This window comes from Veillonella sp. Ser01 (assembly GCF_053850375.1).
Genome location: NZ_JBSPUA010000002.1, coordinates 116,689 through 130,697, shown reverse-complemented (window position 1 = coordinate 130,697; position 14,009 = coordinate 116,689). Strand labels below are relative to the sequence as shown.

Annotated in this window: 14 protein-coding genes; all 14 read right to left on the bottom strand. The window is 37.0% G+C overall.

Annotation, left to right across the window (positions count from 1 at the left end; translation table 11 throughout):
- Positions 1-5: 5 nt before the first annotated feature.
- Positions 6-530, bottom strand: a complete 525-nt coding sequence (locus tag ACWTVK_RS04345) for a hypothetical protein (protein WP_456046050.1) — start codon at positions 528-530, stop codon at positions 6-8.
- Positions 531-827: 297 nt separating this feature from the next.
- Positions 828-1,859, bottom strand: coding sequence for a His-Xaa-Ser system radical SAM maturase HxsC (gene hxsC, locus ACWTVK_RS04340; RefSeq protein ID WP_308522669.1), 1,032 nt, complete (start codon positions 1,857-1,859; stop codon positions 828-830).
- Between the two features lie 8 nt (positions 1,860-1,867).
- Entirely contained in the window at positions 1,868-3,304 is a 1,437-nt protein-coding gene (hxsB, locus tag ACWTVK_RS04335) for a His-Xaa-Ser system radical SAM maturase HxsB (protein ID WP_456046049.1), read from the bottom strand.
- Positions 3,304-3,633, bottom strand: a complete 330-nt coding sequence (locus ACWTVK_RS04330) for a His-Xaa-Ser system protein HsxD (RefSeq protein ID WP_308522667.1) — start codon at positions 3,631-3,633, stop codon at positions 3,304-3,306. Before ACWTVK_RS04330 ends, hxsB begins: the two co-directional genes overlap by 1 nt.
- Before the next feature lies 1 nt (position 3,634).
- Complete coding sequence (locus tag ACWTVK_RS04325; protein WP_456046048.1) at positions 3,635-4,381, bottom strand: peptidoglycan-binding domain-containing protein; 747 nt, start codon at positions 4,379-4,381, stop codon at positions 3,635-3,637.
- Between the two features lie 35 nt (positions 4,382-4,416).
- The gene (locus ACWTVK_RS04320; protein WP_308522665.1) at positions 4,417-4,884 is read right to left on the bottom strand and encodes a DUF4236 domain-containing protein; all 468 of its coding nucleotides are present in this window, start codon (positions 4,882-4,884) and stop codon (positions 4,417-4,419) included.
- 354 nt (positions 4,885-5,238) lie between these two features.
- Positions 5,239-5,847: a hypothetical protein gene (locus tag ACWTVK_RS04315; RefSeq protein ID WP_227283516.1), complete on the bottom strand. Its 609-nt coding sequence runs from the start codon at positions 5,845-5,847 to the stop codon at positions 5,239-5,241.
- A 475-nt stretch (positions 5,848-6,322) separates the two neighbouring features.
- Positions 6,323-7,243, bottom strand: a complete 921-nt coding sequence (locus ACWTVK_RS04310) for a sigma-70 family RNA polymerase sigma factor (protein WP_456046047.1) — start codon at positions 7,241-7,243, stop codon at positions 6,323-6,325.
- A 224-nt stretch (positions 7,244-7,467) separates the two neighbouring features.
- Complete coding sequence (locus ACWTVK_RS04305) at positions 7,468-8,532, bottom strand: AAA family ATPase (RefSeq protein WP_456046046.1); 1,065 nt, start codon at positions 8,530-8,532, stop codon at positions 7,468-7,470.
- Positions 8,533-8,902: 370 nt separating this feature from the next.
- Positions 8,903-10,051 (bottom strand): glycoside hydrolase family 3 N-terminal domain-containing protein, encoded by a 1,149-nt coding sequence (locus ACWTVK_RS04300; RefSeq protein WP_456046045.1) that lies wholly within the window; start codon positions 10,049-10,051, stop codon positions 8,903-8,905.
- A gap of 493 nt (positions 10,052-10,544) precedes the next feature.
- Positions 10,545-11,975 (bottom strand): [FeFe] hydrogenase, group A, encoded by a 1,431-nt coding sequence (locus ACWTVK_RS04295; RefSeq protein WP_456046044.1) that lies wholly within the window; start codon positions 11,973-11,975, stop codon positions 10,545-10,547.
- Positions 11,976-12,378: 403 nt separating this feature from the next.
- A complete protein-coding gene (locus tag ACWTVK_RS04290; RefSeq protein ID WP_156719506.1) occupies positions 12,379-12,753 on the bottom strand; it encodes a hypothetical protein in 375 nt (124 codons plus the stop codon).
- 78 nt (positions 12,754-12,831) lie between these two features.
- Complete coding sequence (locus ACWTVK_RS04285; protein WP_456046043.1) at positions 12,832-13,197, bottom strand: hypothetical protein; 366 nt, start codon at positions 13,195-13,197, stop codon at positions 12,832-12,834.
- A 415-nt stretch (positions 13,198-13,612) separates the two neighbouring features.
- Complete coding sequence (locus tag ACWTVK_RS04280) at positions 13,613-13,984, bottom strand: hypothetical protein (RefSeq protein WP_456046042.1); 372 nt, start codon at positions 13,982-13,984, stop codon at positions 13,613-13,615.
- Positions 13,985-14,009: the final 25 nt, after the last annotated feature.

Below are 14,009 nucleotides of genomic sequence, written 5' to 3'. Positions count from 1 at the left end.
CTCTATCAACGACAATTGTAATTGTTGAATTGATAATAAAAAAGATGCTGAACTAAAAGTCGTATAGTCTCATCATTATCAGCCTTGCTAAAAGCCTTCTCAAATTTAGAATCTAACGGCTTTATTAATTCCTTAAAATCCTCTAAAAATATTATCAGCTTATCCTTTTTATTTCCATTTATATAATATAAATAGCTGACTAGTAATGAATTTAATAAATTAAGATAATCAAATATTCCCTTACTCAACCATATTCTCATTTTCATTACAGAAGAAAAGTAAGGTATTAAATCTCTTATTAATATAGGATTAGAGATATAGTACATTTGTTCTGTCGTTGCATCAAAGATATCAAGCTTCTCTAATAGTTCTTCAACCAATTCATAGGCCTTTAATCTTTTGTCGATTACCTTTTGATAAAAAGCTAACTGATAATTCTGGTTATTAGCTTTATACATGGCGAATATACTAACTATCCCTGTAACTAACATACCAATTATTGATTCGAGATGTCCAACAATCCAATCCACTACTAAATCTCCTCTTAATTAAAACAATAATTTTATTCTCATACGGTTTATATTTAAGCTATTATACGTGTAGTTATAATGAACTCATATCGTTTTTAAAATTTAAAGTCTATAATACATACAAATAAAACTGTATACTACACTCAAAACTACATAAAAGTAAGGAACCTACTTACATTAACTAAGTAGGTTCCTTACTTTTATGTCTTAAATATTTTGCATAACTAAGTTAAAACAAAAATTGATTTAATTTTCATAAACTTCACCTAATTTAACAAAACTTCAATACTTATATCTTTACAAAGGCATAATATGCTCACTTATATTGATAGATGTTTCAAAAATACCACAGCATTGTTCTTTTACACTACAAGTATTGCAACTAACAGGATATGTCTTTTTCCAAGCAGAGATACTATCTCTTGCTAAAAATCGTACACGTTCTGTCAGCAAACATAAAGGTATGTTATAAATTGATGTCATCATACCTCGTCTATGTAATGATAATACCGCAGAATCAAGTGTATCTTTATAATCAAAAGGATCGATCCAAAATTCCTCGCTATTTTTCGCTGCATATCCACTATATTCCATGCCCATAATAGCAACATGTCGTACAAATGGTAAGTTCCTAGCTATATAATCAGCTAGTAGCTTAATATTACCCATAGTTTTACTGAATAAAACTGTTCTAATCTCTACTAACTGCCGCATTCTATATAAATTAAAAATCCCTTTAATCGTATCTACAAATGCGCCATTACTACCAACAATATAGTCATGCTGATCATAATTTGCTGCATACAAAGGAATACAAAAAAGTAATTTAAAATGACCAATGCTCGTAATTCTTTCAACTAATTTCATATTTTTAAATGCACGACCATTAGTTAAAAAAGAGACTGGAGTATCTGGATAAATATTATGGACCTGTTCTAGCAACTCAACAACTACATCAGGAAAAACAGTAGGTTCTCCACCAGTAATACCTATATGCTTTACATTCTCGGGTCTTAATTCAAGTATTTGTAAATTCATATCTAGAAAATGACCAGAATTATCACAGACTTGAGGACACATAATACAAGCACTATTACATTGATTTGTAATAAAAAGTGTTAAATCTTGCCAACTAGTACGATATAAAACAGAAACAATCCCATCTGGCATAATAGAGACAATATCGCCTGATTCATAATTAAGAAAGTCATTTGGTGAAAGTGTTACTGTAAGCTGACTATTCTTACAAATAATCAAATCATTTTCTATATACACTTTACCTATATAGGGTTGTTCGATATTAATGCCTTCAATTTTTGTACTTAACATTATCAACCTCAATAATTAATCCACGACCAAAAGACTTTATTAATTCTATCATCGTTTAAACTTAGTAAGTAGAAAATATAGTCTAAAGCACCTTTAGTTTTTTGACAGAAACTACTACTTGGCCGATGCCCTTCAAGAGTCCCATTTTCCGCATAATATCGTACAGGATCTGCACCACAGTACAATTGATATGCACAGGTTGCGCATTCAGGTAAACATTCAACACAGGATGCTTTAACAACCTCTTTAGCAATATCACCTTTAAAGAGCTCATTCCAAGTATTAGCTTTCACATGACCTAAACAGAACCGTTTGTCTCCTCGTCGTGCTAACATGCGCCCTTCGTCCGAGGCATAAACATAGCCATTATAATCGTAAATAACACCACTTATGATATTGCCACACGGAGATTGCAAATCGACAAATCCAGTACTAAAAGGTGTCAAAATACGTTGTAATAATAATGCTGCATAATACTCAATAAAATGATACCCTTCTATATTTTTTTGAATAATATAGTTCAAAACATTCTTATAAGCTTTGAGAAACTCTTCTGTTGAATAGCCTAATGTATTTACATTATCTACAGCGTTACCATAAGGATTTAAAGCACGAATAAAAATTCCATGAAAATCATGTTTAATATATTCATCAACAACAAGAGGCAAACTATTTAAATTAGTCTTACTAACAGTTAACAATGGTGATGCACCATCTTGACCTAGAACAGACCTAGTCAGAGCTAATTTTTCTTCAAACACCTTATACCCATCAATAGGACCTCGTGGCTTACGATTATAGTTTTGTATCTCCTGATTTCCATCAAGAGATGTCGAGATTGCAATCTTATGACTTTTACAATATTCTAAAATATCTTTAGTAACCAGTGTTAAATTAGTACAAATAACAAATTCTAATCGTCTCTTAGCAATCCGGTTTACTATCTCTGCATATTCTACAATATCTTTAATTATAGACCAATTTAATAGGGGTTCACCGCCTTGAAACTCTATTTTAATAATTGGGGATGGAGATTCAAAAATCTTATTCACAATATACTTTGCAGTAGACCAGTCTAAATCTAAATCGTGCTCTTTTTCATTTGCACTACTAGCATGACAGTATCGACAGTTAAAATTACACCGTGCTGTTACAACAATCATATGTAATGATGTAAAATCATCTAAATATGCTTTTCTGCTTTTTAATTGGTTAGCTAATACATCAAGTTGAATCTCAAGGTCGTGATCATCTGCTAAAAACTGTTTATCCTTTAACGCAAAATAAAAGTCTGATTCTCTATCAATATCGTTATCTAATATATGATTGAAGTCATCACAATTTATAAATAAATGTTCTCCACCTTGATTAACTAAGACCATTATCCCATTTGATAACTCTGTAAATCCAAATGGCAAATAATGTAATTCAGGAAGTGCTGACACTAGTCTATCCCTCCTGCTTTATCAAAAGCTTTATGATAAATAATCTCTCTAAGTTTACCGAATCTATCATCTAAGTCAATTTGAACCTGCTTTTTTAATGCTTCATTACAAAAGTCACCTATTAACTTTTCCAACTTGTCTTTATCAGCCTCTAATTTTAACTTAAACCAAACACCAACAGTATCAAAGTCTACTTCATCAACTTTAATATGGCACTGATCTGTAAACATATTCGCTGCATACATAACAGCTTTAGGTTCATAAAACTCTTTCTTCAATTCAACAAAATAAATGAAATCATTTTCTTTTCTAATAAAATAATTTGCCATACTAAACACCCAAGGCTTGTTTCATTTTTAAATATATACGACCATTTTGTGGTAATCCATGTCTAGCTTGGAAATCATATATAGCTGCAACAACATCTTGTGTACGACCACTACCAGATGAGAACTTATAACCATGTCGTTGTAATCCAGCCCGAACAATATTAATATTAGTACTATTTAAATATGCCTCTGTTTGCCAATCCACAATACCAGATACAGGTAACCCATATTCTATTTGGAAATTCTTAATAGCTTGAACAGTATTAGGCCCTTTTTGACCATCTACAATTCCAACAGAATACCCTAAATCATTAAGTTGTTTTTGTATATCTGCAATTGGGAGAACATCTGTAGGTTGTGCAGGTGCAACATAGTCTTCATCTGAAGAACTTGAGGAACCACTCGAATATCCACCAGAATATCCTCCACGACCATAAGAACTAGAGTAGTGAGAATAATGAGATCTATGGGAAGAATGAGATCTATGACTATAATGTGCCATTTCCACTAAATCATTAGAAAAAATACCATCAATACTATCAAATATTTGTTTTTGGGGTAAACTATCTTTCGACTTAAACGTAGTTCCTTTAAACTTATTAAGATTGACTGCACCATTACGATCAAGAGTTTGCAAATCATCGGAATAAGGTGCCCAAGCTTGTGCAGCAGTAGGCAACCCCAATTGCGCTAATACCCAAGAACTAACAGTGACAAATGTTAACCACGCTTTTTTAGACTTTTTCATAATAACCCTCACTTTTTATAACTATGAATATATAATCAACTTAAAAGCCTATAAATAACAAAAACTACAAAAATAATGATTAAACAACCACATCCAGTCTCAGTTTTACTAGGATTTTCTGCAGTGTTTAAATCCATATTGCTTTGTTTTACATCTTCTCCATTAGAGTTTTCAGATATATTAGCTTCTGTTTTACTATATAAAGATAATAAATTAAAACTACATTTAGGACAGTTTATCCAAGCTTTTCTCATATTATGCCCACAATTAGGACAGACACGTATATAAGGAATTCCTGTATTAACTGAATTATTATCAAACTTTTGATATGAGGTATAGGAAAGACCACTACCTGGAAGCCCTATAGTATTCCGAACGCCGGATCCATTTATTGTCGTATGAATTCCTCTACGACCAATAGTAAGGCTAGTACTTTTCTTATTAAGGTTAATTTTAATTCCTGGTGCAATCTTTATAGATCGTCTAAATCTAAAAAAGCCCACAATAAAACCCCTTACACAAACGACTACAACAACTTCACACTTTTTTCATTATTAATTATATTATCGGATTTTTGATGTCAAAATTCAATTAATTCATTATAAATACCTTTAATAATTATTAAATATGCACAGATTTTTAATGGATAGTTATTATTTAGTATAATAATGGATTTTTAGATTAATAATAACAAAATAAAACCACCCCAATCAGGGGTGGTTCTTCTTGGAATATAATCAAGTGTTTGAAACGTCTTGTGTATTTATGATCACCTTATTTTCCGTATTATATTTTTCTCCCTATAGTTCCTCCTTTTCTCTCCCCTCTTAACCCTACTTTCACCACCTAACTAATCCTTATCTCGTTAAGTCTCTCCAGGCGATAAATAGTTCGGCCACGACTTGTGGGTTTTGGCTGAGTTTGATGCGGGCTAGCATTTTGCGCACGTAGTTGCAGTGTTCTAGCATGGCTTCGTTCAGTTTGTGTTTGACGTGACGCGGGGATTGATACACCAGAATCGGTGCGAAGTTCCCCACGTGAATATAGCTCGTATCAGGTTCCGGACCTTCCGTAACGATATATTCATAAGGTATAGCCACGTTAAAGAGGCCGTACACCACGTCTTTGCCAATAGGGCGCCGACATTTGATATGGGCAAAGGTTAGATGCGGACCATAGGTCTTAGGCGATGTATAGCTACTACGCCGACCGTCGCTGGTCATAATATAATTGGGCCTCAACCCTTCCTGTAGCGCCAACTCTCGCGTAATGGTGCGCATCGGCAGACAGACCAGTTCTTCACGGCCATCTACGAAATAGCACTTCGTACTGTCACCACCACCAGGCTCATAAGTAGGAATAAAACAAACAATATGGTTCTTTGGATTCGTATAGATCAAATCCAAATCCTCTCCCTTAGATAGCCGAGCGGCCATCATATCTGTTAATTCATCATGTGTTATCATAGGAATTCTCTCCACTCTAATTAGGAACATTCCCTTCAACAATACAATGAACACGTGTTCTGTGAAAGCAGATTCGCATGCTTTAATCTGCTGTTGATTTAATTGTATATCAGTCTGTATAATTTGTAAATATATACACAAAACTATAGAAATTTATGTAAAATTAAAGACTTTAAGATCTTGTAAAACTAATGATTACTTATATGTGTCATTATTTTCTCATTTAAATTGAGAATTGCATATTTTATGTATATCTGTAAATAGAGATTAACGTAATTATACGAAAATCAGAATATAAATAAGAAATTAAATTATATTAACACATATTATTTAATACGAACTAGACTCTAATAGACTAATATTCATATGTTTACACTACATATTCTAATCGATTCAGAGTTCTAAGAATCTCATATGTATATAACTCTAATACGTGTATATCTCTAGTGAATGTATAGCCCTATTGTATTCGTATCTAGTGTACTCGTAGTTTCTTAAAGTCCGTCGTTAGGTATCTGCGCAGCTTCCGAAGGGCTCGTTCATGACGTCTTTGGATAGCTTGGCGACTACAGTTCAGCTCTTCACTAACGGATACGAGACTTTTACATTCACCGTATACACGACGCAATAGGTCTTGTTGATCTTGAGATAATCTGCCTAGAGCCCATACAAGACGAGCACGTAGTCGTTGTTCTTCATCGGCAGTCATAATCATGTCCGCTATATTTTCTCCAGACGAGAAGATATCCATACCAAACGTGACTTCTCCATCTTCGGTGATGCGGTCTGGAATGTGAATCTCACGATGATTACGTAACCGTTCTCGTTTCCAATACCGCATATAACCATATCTAATACCAGCTTTCACAAAGCCAGGGAACGGTACAGCCCCTTTCAGGTCAAAGCTATAAATGGATTCTAAAAGTATAGCCCATAGATAGCTCTCTAGATCTTCCCTAAACTCGCGGTTCCCAGTCCGATTCGTATAGTGCAAGATGAGTGGTCGATACCTGCGACAGAGCTCTATTTGTGCCGCATCATGGCGCAGCTCATCAACAGACCACGGCTGATATCCAACGGTCTGAATTCGCATGTTCGGATTTTGACAAATCGACACAAGGCTTTTATCCGATAAGGATGTTAATACCTGATGCCCACAAATGAGGGTCTGTAATTTCAACTCCTCTGGAACCTTGTACTTTAGTTCCTTAGAAAGTACTTCGCTAGAAGTTTTTTCCGCAGGTAATAGCTCCTCAGATTGTGCTTTTTTAGATTGTCCTTTTTTAGATTGTGCTTTTTCAGATACTGATTTTCTAGTAACTAATATCTCCGATTGTAAGCTTGCAGTTTTAATACAGGTTCGTTGTACTAACGGTTCTTCGTTTTTGTATAACATAAATCCCCTTTCCTGCCATGGCATAGCGCTTATCTACACAATAGCGTGAAAAGGGGATTTTGACAAATTAGCAATTCCTTAGAATTCCGTCATATTCTATTATAATCTAGCATTAATTTCTATCTCTGAAATACCATACTATACACATTAATAGGTAATTGCAGAAAATAAAAATAATCGCTAACAATAAAACAGTACGAGTATCTTATATTTAAATTATCTGATTAAATTGCAATACAGGAAGCTTCCACAAAGTCTTTCAGTTGTGGTTTTACGTAGGTTTGGTACACGTCTGCACCGTTGCCACGCACGATGTCGCCCCAGTATTTATACACATAGCGGTACCAGAAATGGAACATGCTATTTGTGAAGTGGTAGTCTGCGTATTTCGCAGGTCCACGGCTATTCGCTTGGATGCGACCTACTAGACCCATCGCCATTAAGTCATTTAAACGAGATGTAAAGGTGCCACTTTTAATTTGGCTAGCTTGTAAAAGCTCCACGTAGTATGGTCTTTCAAGGGTAGCAAGGCCGGATAGAATAGCGTTAGCACCTGTTATATTTTTCATATCTCGATGTAAGATATGTTGTGTTTCTTCAAATAGGGCACCCGATACAGAGAAGAACAAATTAATGATATTCGTATCGATGCTTTCACCATTATCAAAGTAATGCACATACGCAGGCAAACCACCTGTTACGGCGAATACGGTACGCAAGTCATCCTTCGCATAGTGAAGCCCCAAGGATTTCATATCGACCAAGGAGAACGGTTTCACCTCGAAGTATTCTGATACATAAGAGCCTATTAAGCTACGCTCACCAATGATACGGCCATCGAGTTGCTCTAATCCATTCGCCATCAAAATGATGTTCAAATGGCTCGTTTCTTTATAGGTATCTAACAAATCACGTAAATAAATAGGAAACTGTGGTACAGCCTCTACCAAGGAAGGGTAATCATCAATCACCACAGTCTGAGGCGTTTTCACACTATCTTCAAAGAGGCCCTCAAAAGCCTCTTGTAAACTTGTAATTGGTTCAAATTTGTTCTGCACATCAGTAGGAACAAAACGTGCCTCAAGAGCTCGATTCATATCGGCTACATGGATTGCTTCATTAGCCATGCGACCTGCCAAGTATAACGCCTTATGACGTCGTACAAGCTGGGAAGCCACATAGGATTTGCCACTGCGATGCGGACCGTACACAACACACAAACTCATTTGATTCATCGCAATACGGGACTGGATACTCTCAATAATTTCAGCACGTCCCACAAAATTCATATACTCTCACCTCCAACATTCTATGGAGATTATTATATCATAAATTTAAAACAAATATAAACTTATTTTCATATTATTAACATGACTTTTTATTATGTTAAATTTTTTACGCATAAAATATACTTATTTAATGGTTTACTTTTTACTCATTCGATTGTAAAAGCCCTTATATTTACTATATTCTTATAGGTCTATCCTCATCACGCCAACATACAATATTCCGTATATAATTTTTTTCCATAATCAACACATATAAAAAGACGTGCCTACCATAAGGTATAGCACGTCATATGATTCGTATATAATAAGGATATTTATAGAGTCGTTTCTTTATTGTTATAGTTGTTTCTTTATTGTTGTAGTTATTTCTTTATTGTTGCATTTGAGTTTGCATCTTCATAAGCAAAATATGCTTAACCGCATCATTGAGTCGGTCATTTGAAATGGTTCCATTCGCCACTGCTTGCGTAAGTGCGCGATGGACTTCATCGATGTGCCCCGTATCCGCATCAAGAAGGACGAGGTCACTGCCTGCTACGATGGAGTTAACTGCAAAGTCTCCTATCTTTTGGTTTGCTTGCAAGGCCCCTACATCGACACGGTCGGTCATAACCACGCCGTTATAGCCTAGCTCGTGTCGTAGCCAGTCTGTTATAATTGCTTTCGAGTTACTCGCTAGGTGTTCATTATCGATGGCAGGGATTTGTACATGGCTTATGACGAGCATGTACGTATTCGCTGTCGTCTGTGTAATGAGGCGTTTAAATACGGACACATCGTTGTTGTTCAAATAGGCCTTCGCATCGTTAGCGGTCTCAAAGGATGCATCACCAAGGCTCACTGTTGGGAAGTAGTTATAGCCAAACCACATGTGGTTGATTTGGTAACGCTCCGCCATGGCCAAATCCATATGCCCTGCCCACGTAGGGTCAGATGTATAGGACACATTCGGTACCCCTAGGTTTGCATTTGGTCCCACAATGAGGTTAAAGCCCATATCCCGCATTTCGATCGCCGATCGAGTCACTAAATTGATGATCCGTTCCATCGGTAGTTGGCCCCAACGATTTGGCTCTGGCAAGCGCAAGAAACTTTCATTCGTACGCAACACCTTATCCCGATTGATGCCGATGTATGGCGTTACCATACTCGCCGTTGTGGCCGTTTGCATGATATCGCTGGTGAAAGCTTTCACTTGGTTTTTATTATTTAGATTTTCATTTGTTAGCATAACGCCGCTCACACGATATTTCCTGATGACGTCCTTTTGGGACTGTCCTACCGTGCTGCCGTGAAGGCTAATCATCATCAGCTGGCCTATCTTGTCCTCTTGAGACATAGCCCCAAGCCAGGTGTTCACCTTCTCAGGGACAGATTTGTCTGATTCCATGACGGCCCGATACGATACAGTTCGTACCTCTTCCTGCTCTGCCTGACTCTCATGTTGGCATCCCGCAGTACCGATGGCGGCGACTATCAAGGCTATGCCACATAAGGCACGCCGTAAAAACAAGTTCATCTCTCCACAAAACTCCTTGCTGAACTCTCTTACACATTACTTCTCTATATATTATACACTATATAATTCATCTTTTCCTCATGTGAAAGCTAATTTTCTATACTAATTTATCATAATAAAGTTATAAAGTAACAGTAACAATTACTATACAAAACAATCCATTGATATGAAATCATTATGATAGTACATACAGTCACAATCTAGTGCCTTATGAGATCCATACATATAACATATACAAAACTATAAGAAGGATAAATATAAAAATCCTACGAATCGCATGTAAGCTGACACTCAGTAGTCAATATCTACACAAGTATCAAGTCACTCATGACCCGTAGGATTTATGTATGTTCAGTTAGTTACCCATATACCAGTCTAATCACGCCAATGTATAGATGTACGTATCGACTGATTACATTCGAATAGATGTACGTATCGGCAGATTACATTCGAACCGACTCGTACTGATCGAATTAGCTACATGGTAATACGATTAGCCCTTATATTTAGGGGATGTTGGGCATGTTTCAGGTGTTACGTCTTTGCGATCACCAAGAACAGCACTGCGGTCTGTGTAATGTGTGTGCAATAATTCGTGTGCCTTATGGCCCAATGGTTCGCCTAAGAAATCTTTGTACAATGCTTGGATTTCTGGGTTTTCATAGGAAGCAACCCATTTGTAGTTCGCATCAGCTTCGTAAAGACCGCCAATACGAGCTTCCTTAGTTTTCACAGCTTGAGGCAATTTAGTGCGCGGTTGACCGCCGCCACCAATACAGCCACCTGGGCAAGCCATAACTTCGATGAAGTCATAGTGTTTATCGCTATCTTTCAAGGCATTAAGGAAGTCACGTGTGTTTTTACCGCCATGCACTACAGCAACAGACAAGGTTACAGCATCACCTAATTGAACAGTGGCTTCTTTAACGCCTTCCATACCACGAACGTCTTCGAGGTGTGTCAAAGCATATGGAGGTGGCTCTTTATCAGTGATAAGCTTGTATGCTGTACGCATAGCTGCTTCCATAACACCGCCAGTGTTACCGAAGATGATGGAGGCCCCAGTTTCCATACCGATTAAGTCATCGAATTGGGATTCTTCAATAGCATTGAAGTCTAGGTTTTCCTCTTGAATCCAACGGATGAACTCACGTGTGGTAATGGAAATATCTGTATCCATGCCAAGGGATTCGTCATTGTGATAACGAGCCGCTGCATTTTCTTCTTCCCGTTTTGTTTCTGCTTTTTTAGCAGTACAAGGGTTTACAGATACAGATACGATATTGCTAGGATTAATGCCTTTTTTCTCAGCAAAGTAAGTTTTAATCATAGCTGCTTCCATAGCGATACAAGAACGTGTGGAAGACAAATTAGGAATCAATTCAGGGAAGTAGATTTCCGCAAAGCGCACCCACGCTGGGCAACAGCTTGTGAACTGAGGAATTTGACCACCATTTTTAAGGCGTTCTACAAGCTCAGATGCTTCTTCCATGATAGTTAAGTCCGCACCAAAGTTAGTGTCTACTACATAGTCTGCACCTAATGCACGCAATGCACCAACCATTTTACCTTCAAGGAATGTACCTGGTTCGTAACCGAAGCCTTCGCCGATAGCTACACGAACAGCTGGAGCTGTTTGAATAACAACGATTTTCTCAGGATCTGCAAGAGCTGCTTTCACCTTTTCAAGCTCGGATTTAGCATGCATGGAGTCGAATGGACATGCAGCCGCACATTGACCACAGTGGATACATACAGGCACGTCGCCATTTGCATCGAGATCGTAGTAGTCGAGTACGCTCATTACGTCCGCACAAGCGCGACGGCATAACGTACAGTTTTTACACTTAGAAATGTCGTGATAAATGGATGGATTGTCGAGCGCAATCGGCACGCGTTTATCGATAAATTCGTATTGAGACATGAGGACCTCCTCTAACAAACTAAAACTAGCAAACCTTTAAAAGAAATAGGCCAAACTACAGAGCACTGTGCTCAAGGCGTACTTCCACATCTTACCTTTAGTATACGCTATAGTGAAAGTTTATACTATGTAGAAATGTCACACTTTTGCGTAAAATTATGATCAATCAACCCTCTCTAGATGACATAATATTGCGCATGGCATTCTGCATAACATTGTGCGTAAGCATATTTCAATAAGACACAACTTACAAAAATGCGTAATAATATTCCCATTGTACCACGAATGAATAAATAATTCACCAAATTTTAGGGAATTAAAGGTAAATAAAAAACGCACGCCCTCAAATGAGAACGTGCGTATGTAGGCTTTCACCAAAAATCATAACCCTCGGAGGATCAGATTATTTGTCACCCCAGATAAGTGTGTATACAGCGTATGCAGGAGTACCTTGTTCAACCTTACGAGTAGATTTGCTAGGTTGTTCTTGTTTTACTACTTCGCCTTTTGGATTGTAAAGAGTAACCTTAACGTCTTTTACTTCGCGTTTTTTGTGGTTGAACTCTTCAGTTACGATGTAGTGGTAACCTTCGTAGTCCATAGCTTTGATGTCCAAAGTTGCTTTTTTGTCATCTTTTTTAACAGAATCGTTATCGATGGACCAAGTGATGCCATTGCTATCAGTACCAACAGTATACCAATTTGCTGCATCAACACTACCGATGCCACCAATCAATAAAGCGCCTGCTGCCAAAACAGCTGCCAATGTTTTTTTCATATGTTTACCTCTCGATTTAAATACAAGAATACGAAATCTAGTATATTCGATGAAACTAAATATTTTATGAAAGACAATTTACCAAATCAAGTGATACACGTGATCTAGGTTACTTCCTTCTTGTATTTGTACTTTTGTATTTGCTAATGTTTCAGAGCCAATCATATAGCCTTGTGGGTTATATGTTGTAACATCAATGAGCTGCACTGTTTTATCAGCGCGATTGAATGTCATTGTATAAATGGAGTGATCTCCATTAGGATCTACAATCTTCAAACGCAATGTAGCTTGAGCATCATTTTTATTAACAGAATCATTATCGATGTAACCAGTACGACCGGCTTGATCTGTTTCTAATGCATACCAACTTTCAGCATGAGACACGCCCACACCAACGCTAAATAACAAACCGGCTACTGCTAAACAAGCAAACCATTTCTTCATAACTATTCTCTCCTGACTATAAAATTCAAATAACTATACAATCTGCATACCATAAATTCCCTACGCCTTCATTATAACACCATAATTGCATATTACTAATAAAAACTCTATTAAATGCATAAATTATATAGAACCCCTAAGAAACGTCTAGCGATGCCCCTATAGGCTTTAAATAATCCAATGGATTTGAAGGCTGATATTCGCCCTGTTAGATTAGTAAGAAAACAGAAAGCCCCGAACTATTCTGAAAACGACTCAGCTTATTCCTCTAGGAACGTCTAGCAAGGCCCCTATGAGGAAAATACTAATATGGCTTTACATAAAGAAAACGTAGCCCTTCAATCAAAAAACGACTTAGCTCGCTTTGGAGGCTTTTTGATGAAGGGCTACGTTACTTACGTATTAAAGGTATATATTATTTTCCCCATAGGGCCTGCATAACTTCCGCGCCCATGGTATCTTCTTCAATTTTCGTAGGTTTTTGTGCTTCTTTACTGGACAACAATGCTACACCTGCAGCACTGTATACTGTTGTATCAAGTTCTGTCCATGTTTTTTCTTTACGATCGATACGTACTGTGTAGATGTATGTGAAGCCTTCTACATTGTTAATTTTAACAAGTACTGTTGCCGCATCATCTGTTTTATATACAGAAGAGTTGTCGATAAACCATGCTGCATCGTCAGCATCAGCATCGATATAATACCAATCAGCGGCACTCGCTTGACCAAAGCCACCTACAAATAAAACCCCTGCTGCTAACAAGGCAGCTAACCATTTTTTCATTTCTAACTCCTTAACGCTAGAGACG